Annotated in this window: 14 protein-coding genes; 10 read left to right on the forward strand and 4 right to left on the reverse strand. The window is 71.2% G+C overall.

Annotated features, from left to right (window positions below):
• Nucleotides 1-46: 46 nt before the first annotated feature.
• Complete coding sequence (locus ACFY3I_RS17930; protein WP_390861413.1) at nt 47-1405, reverse strand: MFS transporter; 1359 nt, start codon at nt 1403-1405, stop codon at nt 47-49.
• 84 nt (nt 1406-1489) lie between these two features.
• Here ACFY3I_RS17930 and ACFY3I_RS17935 point away from each other — a divergent pair, with 84 nt between their 5' ends.
• From ACFY3I_RS17935 to ACFY3I_RS17950, 4 genes are all read left to right on the forward strand, one after another.
• The gene (locus ACFY3I_RS17935; protein WP_390861414.1) at nt 1490-2461 is read left to right on the forward strand and encodes a LysR family transcriptional regulator; all 972 of its coding nucleotides are present in this window, start codon (nt 1490-1492) and stop codon (nt 2459-2461) included.
• A gap of 159 nt (nt 2462-2620) precedes the next feature.
• Nucleotides 2621-3628 (forward strand): hypothetical protein, encoded by a 1008-nt coding sequence (locus ACFY3I_RS17940; RefSeq protein WP_390861415.1) that lies wholly within the window; start codon nt 2621-2623, stop codon nt 3626-3628.
• Between the two features lie 119 nt (nt 3629-3747).
• Nucleotides 3748-5856: a glycosyltransferase gene (locus ACFY3I_RS17945; protein WP_390861416.1), complete on the forward strand. Its 2109-nt coding sequence runs from the start codon at nt 3748-3750 to the stop codon at nt 5854-5856.
• Entirely contained in the window at nt 5853-7049 is a 1197-nt protein-coding gene (locus tag ACFY3I_RS17950) for an acyltransferase (RefSeq protein WP_390861418.1), read from the forward strand. Before ACFY3I_RS17945 ends, ACFY3I_RS17950 begins: the two co-directional genes overlap by 4 nt.
• Nucleotides 7050-7099: 50 nt before the next feature.
• On the opposite strand, the gene ACFY3I_RS17955 is transcribed toward ACFY3I_RS17950, so the two are convergent.
• The gene (locus tag ACFY3I_RS17955; RefSeq protein WP_390861419.1) at nt 7100-7567 is read right to left on the reverse strand and encodes a hypothetical protein; all 468 of its coding nucleotides are present in this window, start codon (nt 7565-7567) and stop codon (nt 7100-7102) included.
• A gap of 45 nt (nt 7568-7612) precedes the next feature.
• Nucleotides 7613-8152 carry a barstar family protein gene (locus tag ACFY3I_RS17960; protein WP_390861420.1) on the reverse strand — a complete coding sequence of 180 codons (540 nt, stop codon included), beginning with the start codon at nt 8150-8152 and terminating at the stop codon, nt 7613-7615.
• A 664-nt stretch (nt 8153-8816) separates the two neighbouring features.
• Here ACFY3I_RS17960 and ACFY3I_RS17965 point away from each other — a divergent pair.
• From ACFY3I_RS17965 to ACFY3I_RS17990, 6 genes are read left to right on the forward strand one after another with little or no spacing between them, the layout of a single operon-like run.
• Nucleotides 8817-9485: a hypothetical protein gene (locus tag ACFY3I_RS17965; protein ID WP_390861421.1), complete on the forward strand. Its 669-nt coding sequence runs from the start codon at nt 8817-8819 to the stop codon at nt 9483-9485.
• A complete protein-coding gene (locus ACFY3I_RS17970; protein WP_390861422.1) occupies nt 9473-10510 on the forward strand; it encodes a hypothetical protein in 1038 nt (345 codons plus the stop codon). Before ACFY3I_RS17965 ends, ACFY3I_RS17970 begins: the two co-directional genes overlap by 13 nt.
• Nucleotides 10511-10550: 40 nt before the next feature.
• Nucleotides 10551-10874 carry a hypothetical protein gene (locus ACFY3I_RS17975; RefSeq protein WP_365293515.1) on the forward strand — a complete coding sequence of 108 codons (324 nt, stop codon included), beginning with the start codon at nt 10551-10553 and terminating at the stop codon, nt 10872-10874.
• Nucleotides 10874-12304, forward strand: a complete 1431-nt coding sequence (locus ACFY3I_RS17980) for a putative T7SS-secreted protein (protein WP_390861423.1) — start codon at nt 10874-10876, stop codon at nt 12302-12304. Before ACFY3I_RS17975 ends, ACFY3I_RS17980 begins: the two co-directional genes overlap by 1 nt.
• Nucleotides 12305-12326: 22 nt before the next feature.
• Entirely contained in the window at nt 12327-12929 is a 603-nt protein-coding gene (locus ACFY3I_RS17985) for a hypothetical protein (protein ID WP_390861424.1), read from the forward strand.
• A 4-nt stretch (nt 12930-12933) separates the two neighbouring features.
• Entirely contained in the window at nt 12934-13527 is a 594-nt protein-coding gene (locus tag ACFY3I_RS17990; protein WP_390861425.1) for a hypothetical protein, read from the forward strand.
• 24 nt (nt 13528-13551) lie between these two features.
• On the opposite strand, the gene ACFY3I_RS17995 is transcribed toward ACFY3I_RS17990, so the two are convergent.
• Complete coding sequence (locus tag ACFY3I_RS17995; protein ID WP_390861426.1) at nt 13552-14712, reverse strand: uroporphyrinogen-III synthase; 1161 nt, start codon at nt 14710-14712, stop codon at nt 13552-13554.
• Nucleotides 14713-14799: the final 87 nt, after the last annotated feature.

A 14799-nucleotide genomic window follows, 5' to 3' on the forward strand; every position in this document is an offset into this window, starting at 1 on the left:
GTCGAAGCGCTTCGACGCAGGAAGGTAGGTGCGGGCCGGGTGGCCGTCAATGGGTGCGGCGGGAATTGTGGGAAGCGATTCGACTCATCGCCCTACCGGCCGCCCGGCCGGCCGTGTTGACCAGGAGGGCCGTGACGGCCGCGGCGGCCGGAACGGCGAACGCATCCGCCGGCCGGACGTGCTCCGCCGCCCAGCCGCCCGCCGCGGAGCCGGCCGCGACACCGGTCAGCAGGGCGGTCACCACCAGGCTCATCCCCTCGTTGAGACGGCCCTCGGGGGTGCGCTCCTGCACCAGGGTCATCGCCGTCACCATGGTCGGCGCGGTCGCCATGCCCGCCACGAGCAGAGCGGCGGCCAGCGCCCAGAGGCCGCCGGCGGCGCGGGCCGCGAGCAGGGGCAGGAACATCAGGACCGCCATCGACAGCAGGCAGACCGGCAGCCGCCGTTCGGCGGGCGCCGTCGGCCTGAGCGCCCCGAACACGAGCCCCGCGGCGCAGGAGCCGGCCGCCTGGAGGGCGAGGACCGCACCGGCCGCCGCACGGTGGCCCTGGGCGTCGGCGTAGGCGATGGTGACCACCTCCATCGACCCGAACACCGCACCGGTCGCGACGAAGCAGGCGAGGAGGACGACGAGGGAGGGGGCGAAGAGGGTGCCCTCCGCGGTACGGCCGGGCCGGGGCGGTGGCTCGGTGGCCCGCTGGGCGGCGAACAGCAGCATGCCGGCCAGCAGCAGGACCGCGCCGGCCAGCGTGCCGGCCTCCGGGAAGAACGTGCCGGTCAGGAAGGCCGCCAGTACCGGGCCGAGCATGAAGCACACCTCGTCCGCGGCCTGCTCGAAGGAGTTCGCGGTGTGCAGGGCGTCCGGGTCCGCGCGCAGCAGGTGGGCCCAGCGGGCGCGGGACATGCCGCCGAGGTTGGGGGTGGTGGCGGTGGCCGCGTAGGCGGCGAACAGGGTCCAGTCCGGGGTGCCGAAGCGGACGCAGAGCACCAGGGCGAGGCTGCCGAGCACCGCGGTGACGGTGGCGGGCACGGCGACCCGTGCCTGGCCGTACCGGTCGACCAGCCGTGCCACCCAGGGACCGGCCACCCCGGTCGCGGCGAGGCCGGTCGCGGTGACGGTACCGGCCAGGGCGTACGAGCCGCGGGCGCCGGCGATCATCACGACCGCGCTGACGCTGAACATGCCCATGGGCAGCCGCGCCAGCAGGTTCCCGGCGGTGAAGGCACGGGTGCCGGGCCGGGCGAAGAGGCGGCGGTAGGGGCCGGGCGGGCGGGAGTCGGGGCGGTGGCCGGTACGGGGTGCGAAGTCGACGGCGACGAGGGTGTCGGCGGTGACGGTGTACAGGGGGCGCGGGTGTGCCGGGGGGCGGGGCCCCGGCGGGGTCGGTGCGGTCGGGTGTGGCATGTGCATCACCGTCGCCCGGGGGCGGTCGAGGGGTCCAACACCTGCTCGGCGCCGATTCACGCACCCGTGTTGTAAGTTCGCCCGATGCCAGCGCCCGCCCACATCGATCCCCGGCTGCTGCGGGTCTTCGTGACCGTCGCCGAGGAACTGCACTTCACCCGCGCCGCCGCCCGGCTGTACGTCGCCCAGCAGGCCCTCAGTCGTGACGTGCGGCGGCTGGAACGGGAGCTGGGTGCCGAACTGTTCCTGCGCACCACCCGGCAGGTGACGCTGACCGTCGACGGTGTCCGGCTGCTGCCGTACGCCCGCCGGCTGCTGGCCGCCCAGGACGCGCTGCTCGCCGCCTTCGGGCAGGCCCGGCCGCTGCTGGTGGACCTCAACTCGCCCGGCCTGGAGACCGGCCGCCGGGTGCTGCGCCGGGCGCGCGAACTCGCCCCCGACGGCGAGCTGATGGCCCGCTACGAGAGCGGGCTCACCGGAGCGGCGGCCGAACTCCTCGCCGGGCGGCTCGACGCGTCCTTCGGCCGGTTCGCGGGACTGGATCCGGCGCTGCGCTCCGGTCTCGAACAACAGCCCGTACGGTTCGAACGGATGGCCGTAATTCTTCCCTCCGATCACCGGCTGGCGGAGCTGGCGGAGGTCCCGTTGGCCGCGCTGGCGGGCGAGACGGTGTACGCCGGCGCGGGCAACGAGCGCACTCTGGAATGGACTGACCTGGCGTTCTGCCTCTTCGAGGGGCGCGATGTCGCGGTCGCGCCGCCGCTGCCGCTGGCCGTCGGGGAGGAGGAGTTCGAGCGCATCATGGCCAAGAACCGGAACCCGATCCTCGCGGTAGTGGGATTTCCGGCCATACCTGGGACGGTCGCGCGGCCCCTCGTCGATCCCGTGCCCCTGTCGCCGGTGTCGCTCGTATGGCGAAAGGGGCTGGTCCATCCCGGAGTGGACGCCCTGCGGCGGGCGGCGGCCGAACTCGCGCGGGCGGAGGGATGGCTTCGGCGACCGTCCGACGGGTGGATTCCAGCCATTGATCAAGATGTGATGGACGACCACAAATGACACATCGGAAACACGGCATCCCCCCGTGCGCTAGCTTCGTGGCCCCGAGCGCGGAGAGCTAGAAGGGGGCGTTCGGAGACGGGTGGGGGCCCGGATCCGATGACGTGTGCTCGGGTTCGTCAGCGCGCCCGGAACAGTCCCGTGGGGGGATGCGTGCGCGTGAAGAACTGGCGAGAAGAAACCCAGCCCGAATTGCCGCAACTGGCACTGGACGCCCGTGATGTGCCACTGGCCGGAGGAGACCGACCGGAGTCGGCCTCGCAGGGCGCCGACGGCCTGGGTCCGTCCGGAACGGTCGCCATGAGCGCGGTCGCCGAGGCGGGCGAGGCGGCCGGGGCCAGTGGTCCGGCGGGGGCGAGTGCTCCGGGCGGGGCGAGTGGTCCGGGTGGGGCCGCCGAGGTGACCGGGGCGACCGAGGTGCTGCCGGTCGGCGCGGTGCGGGATCCGTGGGGCGCGGTCCTCGTCGATCCGATCCGCGGGGTCCCGGCCGGCGCGCGGCGCCCCCACCCGTTCCCCGCCCGGAACCCGGACCGGGCGCCGCACCCGGACGACGTCGGACAGGTCCGGATACGGCCGACCGGCGCGCCGGAGGTCTCCGACGCGCCGGTCTTCGTCGACGAGTCGGGACGCCGCAGCCGCCGGTTCCGCCGGATCGGGACGGCCGTCGGCCTCGCCTGCGCGGTCTACGCGGTGGTCATCGTCGTCACCCTGCTGTCGGGCAGTTCGGACGCGCCCTGGCTGCCGGTGCCCGGGCAGAACCACGACCGGCCGGCCGGCCGGGTCGACGGCCCGCCGCGGCCCGCGCGGTCATCGGACTCCTCCGGGGACGACGGCCCGGTGGCCGGTCCGGCCGTGAGCGGCGACGGCGCGACCCCGTCGGCCCGCTCCTCCTCCGGGACACCCGGGGCGAGGACGGCGGACGGCGGGCCGAGCGCCTCGGCGTCCGCGCGGCCGACGTCCTCCGTCCGGGCCACGGGCGCCCCGCCCGAGCCCGGTTCGTCGTCGGGGGCGCCCTCGCCGTCCGTGTCGGCCCCCGTGTCGGAGAGCCCGCCGCCGCCCGCCTCGTCGCCGCCGGCCTCGCCCAGCGAGTCGGCCGCACCGACCGGCTCAGGCCCGGTGGCGGAGCACGCGGCCCGCCGTGGCGGCACCCGCGCCCCCGTCCTGTAATGGGGTCCCGCACCCGTCCCGGCCCCGCCCCGCGAACCCGGACGCGGCCGCGGACCGGGACCCGTCGTCGCCGGGCCGCCCCCGCACCGCCCACCACCGGTCTCCGCCGCCGGCTGCCCATGCGCCTGACACTGCCCGTGCTCGTCCTCGTCGCCGTGATGGCGATGCTGATGCTGCGCGGCTACGTCCACAGCGAGATCCTCGCCGACCACCGGATCCGCCCCGAGGCCGCCTCCGACAGGGTCCCGGAGAAGATCCTGGACGGCGGCCCGGTCATCGACACCCGCGGCGGCCGTACGACGTCCCTGCGCATCCCCGACCACCGCCTGGTCCTCACCTTCGACGACGGCCCCGACCCGACCTGGACCCCGAAGGTCCTGGACGTGCTGAAGAAGCACCACGCGCACGCCGTCTTCTTCGTCACCGGCACCATGACCTCCCGCTCCCCGCGGCTGGTCCGGCGCATGGTGGCCGAGGGCCACGAGGTGGGCGTGCACACCTTCAGCCACCCCGACCTGTCGTACCAGTCGAAGAAGCGCATCGACTGGGAACTGTCCCAGACCCAGCTGGCGATCACCGGCGCCGCCGGTATCCGGACCTCCCTGTTCCGGCCGCCGTACTCCTCGTTCGCCGACGCCATGGACAACCGGTCCTGGCCGGTGACCCGGTACATCGGCAGCCGCGGCTACATCACGGTCGTCAACAACACCGACAGCGAGGACTGGCGCAAGCCGGGCGTCGACGCCATCGTCCGCAACGCGACCCCGCACGACGGCAGGGGCGCCATCGTGCTCATGCACGACTCGGGCGGCGACCGCCACCAGACGGTCCAGGCCCTGGACCGCCTCATCCCGCAACTCCAGCGCCGCGGCTACACGTTCGGCAACCTCACCGAGGTCCTGAACGCGCCCAGCGCCCACACCCCGGTCACCGGCCCCGACCTCTGGCAGGGCCGGGCCTGGATCTCCCTGGTCCAGGCCGCGGACGGGGCCACCGACGTACTGGTCGCCGGCCTCGCGGTGGTCGGCGCGGCGGTACTGGCCCGGTTCGCCCTGATGCTCTGGCTCTCCTTCGTGCACGCCCGCAGGGTCCGCCGCGGCAGCTTCAGCTGGGGCCCGCCGGTGACGGAACCGGTCTCCGTCCTGGTCCCCGCCTACAACGAGGCCAAGTGCATCGAGAACACGGTCCGTTCACTGACCGCGAGCGAGCACCCGGTCGAGATCCTCGTCGTCGACGACGGTTCCTCGGACGGCACCGCGCGGATCGTGGAGGACCTGGCGCTGCCGGACGTCCGGGTGATCCGCCAGACGAACGCGGGCAAGCCCGCCGCCCTCAACCGAGGCCTGGCCCACGCCCGGCACGACATCGTCGTGATGATGGACGGCGACACGGTCTTCGAACCCGCCACGGTAGGGGAACTGGTCCAGCCCTTCGGCGATCCACGGGTCGGCGCCGTCGCCGGCAACGCGAAGGTCGGCAACCGGGACTCGCTGATCGGCGCCTGGCAGCACATCGAGTACGTGATGGGCTTCAACCTGGACCGCCGGATGTACGACGTCCTGCGCTGCATGCCGACGATCCCCGGCGCGGTCGGCGCCTTCCGCCGTACCGCCCTGGAACGGGTCGGCGGCATGAGCGACGACACCCTCGCCGAGGACACCGACATCACGATGGCCATCCACCGGGACGGCTGGCGGGTGGTCTACGCCGAGCGGGCACGGGCCTGGACCGAGGCCCCGGAGTCCGTCTCCCAGCTCTGGTCCCAGCGCTACCGCTGGTCGTACGGCACCATGCAGGCGATCTGGAAGCACCGCGGGGCGCTCCTCGACCGGGGCCCGTCGGGCCGCTTCGGCCGCGTCGGCCTGCCCCTGGTGTCCCTCTTCATGGTCGTGGCCCCGCTCCTCGCCCCGCTGATCGACGCGTTCCTCCTCTACGGCATCGTCTTCGGCCCGACGCAGAAGACGATCGGCGCCTGGCTGGGCGTCCTGGCCGTGCAGGCGGTCTGCGCGGCCTACGCCTTCCGCCTGGACCGCGAACGCATGACCCACCTCGTCTCGCTGCCGCTCCAGCAGATCCTCTACCGACAGCTGATGTACGTCGTACTCCTGCAGTCCTGGATCACGGCCCTCACCGGCGGCCGGCTGCGCTGGCAGAAGCTGCGGCGCACGGGCGTGGTGGAGGCGCCGGGCGGCGGCGTCGACCAGGCGAAGGGGAGGCAGCCGGCATGACACAGTCCGAGACCGTCCCGGTCGAGACGCGGACGCCCGGACACGCCCGGGACCGCTACCTGGACCTGCTCCGCTCCCTCGCCCTGTTCCGCGTGGTGGTCTACCACCTGTTCGGCTGGCCCTGGCTGACCATCCTGTTCCCCTCCATGGGCGTGATGTTCGCGCTGGCGGGCTCGCTGATGGCCCGCAGCCTGAGCCGTCCGGCGGCGAACGTGATCCGCGGCAGGCTCCGCCGCCTCCTCCCGCCGCTGTGGCTGTTCAGCGCGGTCCTGCTGACGCTGCTGCTGACGGCCGGCTGGCACCCGCTGAAGGACCCCGACGTCGGCGGCGGCTGGGCCGGCCTGGCCCGACTGACCTCCTACGTCCTGCCGATCGGCGCCCCGCCCTACCCCGAACACCTGGGCTCGGCATCGGGGCTGCTGGACGACACCTGGGCGGAACAGGCGGCGGGCCCGCTGTGGTACCTGCGCGCGTACCTGTGGTTCGTGCTGCTGTCGCCCCTGCTGTTGCGGGCGTTCCGCAGGTGGCCCCTGCCGACGGTCCTGGCCCCCCTGGCGCTGACCGCGGTGGTCGGCACGGGCCTGGTCGCGATCCCCGGCGAGACGGGCAACGCGGTCACGGACTTCGCGGTGTACGGCGGCTGCTGGATCCTGGGCTTCGCGCACCAGGTGGGCGTACTGGCACGCGTCCCGCGCTACGCGGCGGTCTCCCTGTCCTGCCTGGTGATGGCGGTGGGCCTGTGGTGGGCGTCGGGCCACCCGGGCCCCGAGGGCTGGGACCTCAACGACATTCCCCTCGCACAGGCCTGCTGGTCGTTCGGCGCCGTGGTGCTGCTGCTGCAGTACTCCCCGTCCTGGCGGGAGCTGCCGGGCCGCCTGCGCCGCTGGGACAGGCCGATCACCCTCGCCAACAACCGCGCGGTGACGATCTACCTCTGGCACAACGCCCTGATCATGGCGACGTTCCCGCTCCTCGACGCGGCGTACGACCTGCCCTTCATGTCCTCCGACCGGGCGGCCTCCCTGCTGGACTCGACGTACGGCCTCTGGACGTTCGTGATGGTGTGGCCCCTGCTCGCGCTGGCGGTGCTTGCCTTCGGGTGGGTGGAGGACGTGGCGGCCGGCCGGAGTCCGCGGCTGTGGCCGGACGGTCCGGGAAGGCGGCACGGAACGTCGCGCCGGAGGCGGCCCTGAGGCGCCGCCTGTCGCCTGTCGCTTCCGGGCCCGGGCTCGGGCCCGGGCCCTCAGCGGCGCCGGTAGCGCAGACTGCGCCGGCCGTCTTCGAACGCGTCCACGGCGAGCGCCCACCAGTACTCCAGCTTGTCGCCGACCGTCACGTACACCCACCGGCGCTTGAACCACGGCGGCAGATCCCGGAACGGCACGAAGGCCAACGTGTCCCGGACGGGATGCTCCGCGGCACCGCCGGGGCCCTCGGCACGCAGGGCCGCGAACAGCTCCGGGGTCAGAGCCCCGTTCAGCCGCGCCGCGTGTCCCACCGCGGTGAAGGCGTAGCCACGCTGCTCGCGGTCCGGCAGCCGAGTCGCCCGGAGGATCCGGGGAGACGCCTCCTCCAACGGGCAGTTGAATGCCAGCCCGATCGCCGCGGTACCGATACGGCGTTCCCCGCGCTCGAACGCCGCGTCCCACTCGGCGGGATCGTCAAGACCCAGCAGACCCTCGCCGCTCGCCCAGTTCCCCTCGGACACCATGCCCGGTCCTCGCCCTCCGTCCGTCCCTTGGACCTGTACTCCGGCTCAGTGCCATACCCCGGGATGAAGCGCCGCCCCTACGCACCCGTCCCTCGTGGTGACGATCAGGTCGGACTGCCGGACGCGGCCCGCGATCTTCGCGTGGTCGAAATCACGGAACCCGAGGATGAAGCTCAGGGAGACGGCGGGCCGGTCCAGGGGATCGCCGTCGAGGTCCACGGCCGAGTTCGCACGGTCGGCGCCTTGGCAGAGGACCGATACGAACGTGGGGAAGTGTTCCGTCCGCAGCAGGAGATCGGCGTCGTGCACCACACACACGATCCCCGCGCCTCCTCCCGTGACCTCGCCGCAGAGGTCGTCCAGGCAGTCGACCAGGGCGTCCCAGTTCCGGCCGAAGTAGCCGGGGAAGCGCAGGGTTTCCGCGAAGGCGCGGAACACGCCCTGTTCGGTGGACAGTTCGCGGGCGTCGAAGTGATGGATCCGCCCACCCCTCGCCGTGATCCCGGCCGACCGCCGCCGGACTTCGGCGGACTCCTCCGGCACAAGGATCACCCACGGTTCGGCGGGGCCCACGTGCTGCGTCATGACGGTCTCTCCTTCCCCTGGCGGTCCTGTGCAGGGAATCCCATGTCAATGATCCAGTACTCGGATCCCTCGGTGCCGGCCGCACAGACCCGGTGACCGCTCGAGGAACGGGAGATGAGAAGGAGATCTCCTTCCCGGTCCGCCAACGCCGGAATATCGGTCGCCGGAGTCAGCCCGACCTGAACCCACCCGTGGCTCATACTGCCGATCGCGAGAGATGCTCCGTCGTCGACGACCACTCATCCCGCCCGTGCGCAGGCCTTCCAGACGTCGTTGATCAGGCGCTTCCGTATCCTCGATCTCCGCATCCACGGCAACTCCCGAGCTCCGTCGCGCACGTCCCCTCAATAAACCTGTGCACGCGTGAAGTTACAGGTCAGATCTGTTCGCGGAGAAGGCGATTCCGTGGCCGACGCGTGGAGCCGCCATTGCCTCCGGGAAGCCCGACCCGTCCGGCAGTCCTTCGTGCGGGCCGACCGGGCGTCGTGGCGATGTCACGAGACGGCACCAAAGCGGAGGCGGGGGTGCTGATTTGGGTGACTATGATGAGCGATACGCGTTTCGTGCGGCCCGGTCGCAGCAAATCGCTCTGGTGCGTTCCGGATGGACCTCGATACCGTATTCGCTGCTTCGCAGACCCCAATCGCCCCACCAGGAGCCCACCGTGACCCGCCGTTCCCGCCGCCTGTTCACGACAGCCACCGCCGGTGTGACGGCCGCGCTCCTGCTCGCCGGCTGCGGCGGAGGCGGCGGAGACAAGTCCGACGCGAACGACAAGATCGCGGGCGCGGACACGGGGGCGTCGGGTTCGGCTACGCCGAGTGCGTCGGCTTCGGCGGCCGACGACGGGGGGCGGCCGAAGATCACGTTTCCTTCCTCCGCCTCGAATGTTTTCGAGGACCAGAAATCCGGCGATGCCACCAAGGACGCGGTCCTCGCGGACAGTGCCCTGAGTGTGAATTCCATGGATGACGCGATCTTCCAGGGAAGCACGAGTGCGAAGGCCCTCGGTTTCTACAACGCGGACAAGGCACTGGGTGCGGCGATCACCTACGTGCAGGGCTACATCGACAAGGGCGACACGTGGATCGGCAGGACCCGGTATTTCGACCGCCAGGTGACACTGTCCGGGGCTAAGAGCGCATACGTCACCTACTGTTCCGACGAGAGCAAGTCGTTCCTGAAGAACAGGAAGACCGGCAAGGTCAAGAACACGCCGACGACCGCGGACAGTTACGTCTTGTACCACACCAAGCTTGCGAAGAACGCCAAGGGTATTTGGCAGACTACGGACATTGTGTCGAATCGGGGGGACAAGGCATGCCAGCCGTAGGGAAGTTGGCAAAGGGGGCAGCGGTCCTCTCGCTCGCGTGGGTTACGGTCTGTGTCTCACAGACCGCTTACGCGGGTGGACGCGGAGACGACGGGACAGCGACCACCGAGACGCAGGAGCACGGGAATTCCTCCGATGATGGCAAGCTCTCCTCGACCGTCGGAGTGATCCGGTACGACCGTTCCAAGAACGGTTCGGGCGGCTCCGTCGGCCCTGTCAGTTCCGTCACGTCCTGGACCCCACCGGCCTGCTGGTATGCCCCGAAGTACTCCCCGGCGGACTTCCAGGCGTACGTGGAGCCGATCTGGGAGGCCGGTTCGACAGGTGACGCGTGGGACGCGAGTCAGCGTGACCGCTATGTCGACGGTCACCCCTACAAGGACTTCAACAAGGACAAGGCCGGCAAGGGCTACTGGTGGGACTCGTACGTCAACAAGTCCTTCCCGCCCGGCTGGGACAAGTGCGACCAGCCCTATTTCTGGGTGGACACCGGCGACGCACCGCCCGCTGACATCCCTAACACCGTGACACCCGAGATCCTCGCCAAACTCGCGTACAACGAGATCCGCGTGCCCTCCAAGGACGTGAGTCTGGCTCCCGCGAACACGACCAAGGTCAACCTGCCCACCTGGGCATGGCTGGACGGGGCAACGTTCAAGCCGGTGTCGGTCACCGCACGCATCGACGTCCTCGGCATGTGGGCGACGACGACTGCTGAACCCGTCGCTCTCAAGATCGACCCGGGTACGTCCGACGCGGTCACCTACCCGGCGTCGGGTGTCTGCCAGATCCACAACCACACGGTGGGGGAGAAGTACGGCGCCGGCGACGCGGACAGGACGCCCCCCTGCGGAGTGAGGTACCTGCACTCGTCCGGCGACGGCACCTACCAGCTGAAGGCCACGGTCACCTGGCACATCAGCTGGACCGGCAGCGACGGCGGCGCCCCCCACGACCTGCCCGACGGCACCTTCGGCCGGTCCCAGGACGTCACCGTGCAGGAGATCCAGTCCGTCAACAGGTGAACGAAGAGCCGGTCTGAGCTCTCCGGTGGGGGAAGGTGTCGTGGGCGACAGGACCAGGATCGACGATCTCGACGTGCTCAAGAGCGTCTCCACGGGCATCGAGAAGATCGTCGGGGAGCTGCAGGGACTGGACGACAAGGGCGAGTACGGCTGGAGCCGGGAGGTCGTCGGTCATGAGGAACTCACCGACCGGCTCGACGACTTCGCCGACAACTGGGACTACAAGCGGGGCAAGCTCGAAGGGGAGCTGGCCAAGCTCGCGGGAATCACGAAGGCGGCCGCCCAGGCGTACGAGCAGATCGACACCGACCTAGCCGACGCGGTCCGTGACCAGGAGAAGAAGCCCCGACGGCAGGGGGGATGATGTCCCGTCCGAAGGACTGGTCACCGGTCGAGCTGGACTCCGACCCGGTGCCCGGGGACCCGGAGGCAGTGGCGAAGCTGGGCCGGCGATTCCGCTCGGTGGCCGACGCCATCAGGAGACAGACGGGCAACATCGAGGCCCTGTGCGGAGTGGACGGCTGGCAGAGCGACGCCGCCGACGAGTTCCGCAAGACGGCCGAGGGGACCGTCGGTCGGCTGAAGAAGGTCCTGGACCGTTTCGAGACGGCTGCCGACCTCCTGGGCGAGCAGACGGACCGGCCCGACGAGAAGTACGCCTCCGTCCTGGCGTCCTCCCAGCAGGCCGCGGACAGGGCCCGTGGCGACGCCGAACGCGACCGCGACGAGCGGGACCGCCTCGGCAGGTCACTCGATGCCCTCGACAAGTCCGCGAGTGACTACGCGCAGAAGAAGCACGACCTGGTCACCAGGCGGGACGAGGCCGACAGCCGCGTGAAGGACGCCGTCACCCGGGTGCACGCGGCCAGGAACGCCCGCGACCGGGCCGGGGAGAAGGCGGCCCGGGCCCTTGAGGCGCTCGTCGACCACGACGGCCTGAAGGACTCCACCTGGGAGAACGTCAAGGGCGCGCTCAAGAGCGTCGCGGACATCGCCGGCTGGGTGGCGACGGCCTGCGCCCTCGCCTCGCTGCTGGTGGGCTGGATCCCGGTGATCGGCTGGGCCCTGGCGGGCGTGCTGGACGCGATCGCCCTGCTCGCGACCGTGGTGTCCCTCGCCTGCCACCTGGTGCTGGTCTTCTCGGGAGACGCGAGCATCGCCGACCTGGTCCTGGACGGCGTGGCCTTGCTCACGCTCGGTCTGGGCCGTGCCGCACTGAGCGCGGGCAGGGCCGCCGCGACGGGCGTACGCGGGGTGCAGACGGCGAGCCGCTCCGCCCGGGCGGACTTCCTCGCGGCCAACTCGCTGTCCGGCAGATCGGCGAAGGCGGCCAACACCCTGAAGGGGAAGGCTGCGAAGGCCGCGAACCAAGCTGCCCAAGCGGCGTCACGGAGACTGGCGGGCGATCTGCCGGGGGTCTTCGGGAAGCTGGGGGAGTTCAAGCATGTCCTGAACCCCAAGGTGCTCTACCGGGACACGGCGGACGCCGTGAAGGGCCTCAAGGACTTCAAAGACGTGGGGAGGCTCTTCGGAAAGGATGCCTGGCGGGGAGCCCGGCCCTTCGGAAATCCGGAGTGGGTCGAGTCCAGCAAGGCGCTCCAGGAGGTCCCGATTCTCGGCAAGTTCGAGAGCATGGGTGGTGTGAAGTTCACCGACTACGTGCGGTCCGCCGGGCAGAGATGGCTCGGTTACACCGCCGCGGCGACCGCCGTCGACGGGAACGACAAGCTCCACGGCCTGACGGAATGGGATGATCCGTACAACAAGTGGAAGTCCGCTTGGACAGCGGGTTAGTGGCGTTCAGGAGGAATTCCGAGTGGGTGACGACGTGACGTGGCAGTGTCTGATCTCCGAACCCGACGGCAGTATCAGGCTTCCCGTGGGAGAGGGCGCGGAGTTCGGGGAGTGGGCCAGGCGGGCCGCCCGAAAGCACCTGGGAGCAGATGCTCCCCGAGGCGAGATCCGTGAACTCGCGGCGGTGCTGGCCCGAGTGGCGGCCACGGCCGATCTGGGCGATCCCACGTTCGCCTACGCCTATGTGATCGACGCGGCGAAGGCGTTGACCGCGGTCTACGAGGTACACGACTACGACGGCGAGGGGTACCGGTCCACGGACCGTCTTCCCGGACTCCTGGACATGGTCCTTCCCTCCTCGCCCGAGCGGCGGAGCATGACCGAGGTGAACCTTCCGGCGGGGCCCGGTGTACGGGTCCAGGAACTCCTCTCGGTCGAGACCGGTTCGCTCTTCAAAAAGAAGACGATGATGGAGACGGTCACCTATGCGGTGCTGCCACCGCAGGTCGACAACGTCCTCGCCTTCCGGATGTCGTGGACCAATCTGGTCTTCAGCGAGCCGCTCCTGGAGTTGGCGCAGACGCTGGCCGAGTCGCTGGAACTGGCCGAGGCGAAGGAAGGCTGACGGAATGCCGGACCTCGTCGCCGACGGTCCAAGGGACGGAGGGACGCTCCCTCCGAGCGACTACGGACTGCTCGTTCCGGACGGCTGGTTCAGGATTCCGCTCGAACCCGGCAGCTGGAAATCGCCCATCCGCGCACTGGCCGACCGGGTCTTCGACGGCCAGGACGACGCGGTGCTCCTCAAGCGGGAATTCGCCAAGGCCGTGGGTGCGCGCGCGGAGGAGGGCTACGAGAACGGCGGCGTCGAGCTCTACATCTCGACGGCTTCCATCGGCCCGGTACCTCTCTCCTGCTCGCTCCTGGTGACAGTGGCTCCGGCCGGGGAGGACCTCCGCCTCGAAGCCAGGGGCCGGTTGCAGGAGATCACCGACGTCGTCCTTCCCTTCGCGGGACCCGCGACGACACGGCGTACCCGGAAGGTCCCGGACGCCGAGGACCCGACCGGCAACCGACTGCCCGTCACCGTCGTGGACTACGCGGTCAGGGTGCCCAACACCGGGGCGGTCCTGCTGCTCACGTTCTCGACTTCCTTGGACATGTTCGCCGACGCCATGACCGACTTGTTCGACGCGGTCGCCAAGTCGTTGCACTGGAAGTGACCACCACCGGTCGCACCCCCGGGCTCACGCGTCCGCGTACTTCGTGTCCGCCGCCGGGTCCAGTGCCAGCCGGTAGCCCCGTTTGACCACGGTCTGGATCAGCTTCGGCGCGCCCAGGGCCGTACGGAGGCGGGCCATCGCCGTCTCCACCGCGTGCTCGTCGCGGCCCGCGCCCGGCAGGGCCCGCAGGAGTTCGGCGCGGGCCACCACCCAGCCCGGCCGGCGGGAGAGCGCCCGCAGCAGGGAGATCCCGGTCGGCGGCACCGGCCGCAGCACGCCGTCGACGAGGACCGCGTGCCCGCGGATCTCCACGCGGTGCCCGGCGACGGGCAACGTCCGCGCCCGGGAGGGGAGTTCCCGGCAGAGAAGCTGTACGAGGGGACCGAGCCGGAAGCGTTCCGGCTGGACCGTGTCGACGCCGAGGGCCTGGAGCGGCAGCGCGGTGACCGGGCCGACGCACGCGGGGACGACGTCGTGGCCGAGGGCGGCGAGCAGTTCGGCGAGCAGCCCGCGGTGCTCGGCGCGGGAGAGGAGCGAGGCGGCGGCCGGCGCGCTGGTGAAGGTGAGCGCGTCGACCGAACGGGAGACGACCGCGTCCAGCAGCCGGTCCACCGGCCCGAGGTCCTCCGGCGGCATCCACCGGTACACCGGCACCGGAAGCACCTCCGCGCCCGCCGCCCGCAGCGACTCCACGAACCCCGGCAGCGGCTCCCCGTGCAGCTGGACGGCGATCCGGCGGCCGTCGACGCCCTCCTCCAGGAGCCGGTCCAGCACCTCGGCCATGGACTCGGATGACGGCGACCACTTCTCGGTCAGCCCGGCGGCCCGGATCGCCCCCTTGACCTTGGGTCCCCGGGCCAGCAGCTCCACGTCCCGCAGCCGGCCGAGCAGTTGGTCGCCGAAGCCCCACCCGTCGGCGGCCTCGACCCATCCCCGGAACCCGATCGCGGTGGTCGCCACGACCACGTCCGGCGCCCGGTCGATGATCTCCTCGGTGGCGGTGAGCAGTTCGCCGTCGTCGGCCAGCGGCACGATGCGCAGGGCGGGGGCGTGCAGCACGGCGGCACCGCGCCTTTGCAGCAGCGCCCCGAGTTCGTCGGCGCGGCGCGCGGCCGTGACCCCCACGGTGAATCCCGCGAGAGGCCCGGGCGGACCGGGTTCCGGCCGCTGCTGTTCCTCGTCCATGGCTGTTCTCCTAGCTGACCCGCATGCCGGACGAGCCTGTCAACGACGCGTGACGGGTTCGGTTCGGCCCCATGTCACCAGTGTTAC

The sequence above is a fragment of the Streptomyces sp. NPDC001068 genome (genome assembly GCF_042897315.1).
Lineage (GTDB): Bacteria > Actinomycetota > Actinomycetes > Streptomycetales > Streptomycetaceae > Streptomyces.

Coding starts and splice junctions, on each gene's coding strand:
- ACFY3I_RS17930 (WP_390861413.1), bottom strand. CDS start 1,405: ATGCCACACCCGACCGCACCGACCCCGCCGGGGCCCCGCCCCCCGGCA.
- ACFY3I_RS17935 (WP_390861414.1), top strand. CDS start 1,490: ATGCCAGCGCCCGCCCACATCGATCCCCGGCTGCTGCGGGTCTTCGTG.
- ACFY3I_RS17945 (WP_390861416.1), top strand. CDS start 3,748: ATGCGCCTGACACTGCCCGTGCTCGTCCTCGTCGCCGTGATGGCGATG.
- ACFY3I_RS17950 (WP_390861418.1), top strand. CDS start 5,853: ATGACACAGTCCGAGACCGTCCCGGTCGAGACGCGGACGCCCGGACAC.
- ACFY3I_RS17955 (WP_390861419.1), bottom strand. CDS start 7,567: ATGGTGTCCGAGGGGAACTGGGCGAGCGGCGAGGGTCTGCTGGGTCTT.
- ACFY3I_RS17960 (WP_390861420.1), bottom strand. CDS start 8,152: ATGACGCAGCACGTGGGCCCCGCCGAACCGTGGGTGATCCTTGTGCCG.
- ACFY3I_RS17970 (WP_390861422.1), top strand. CDS start 9,473: ATGCCAGCCGTAGGGAAGTTGGCAAAGGGGGCAGCGGTCCTCTCGCTC.
- ACFY3I_RS17980 (WP_390861423.1), top strand. CDS start 10,874: ATGTCCCGTCCGAAGGACTGGTCACCGGTCGAGCTGGACTCCGACCCG.
- ACFY3I_RS17990 (WP_390861425.1), top strand. CDS start 12,934: ATGCCGGACCTCGTCGCCGACGGTCCAAGGGACGGAGGGACGCTCCCT.
- ACFY3I_RS17995 (WP_390861426.1), bottom strand. CDS start 14,712: ATGGACGAGGAACAGCAGCGGCCGGAACCCGGTCCGCCCGGGCCTCTC.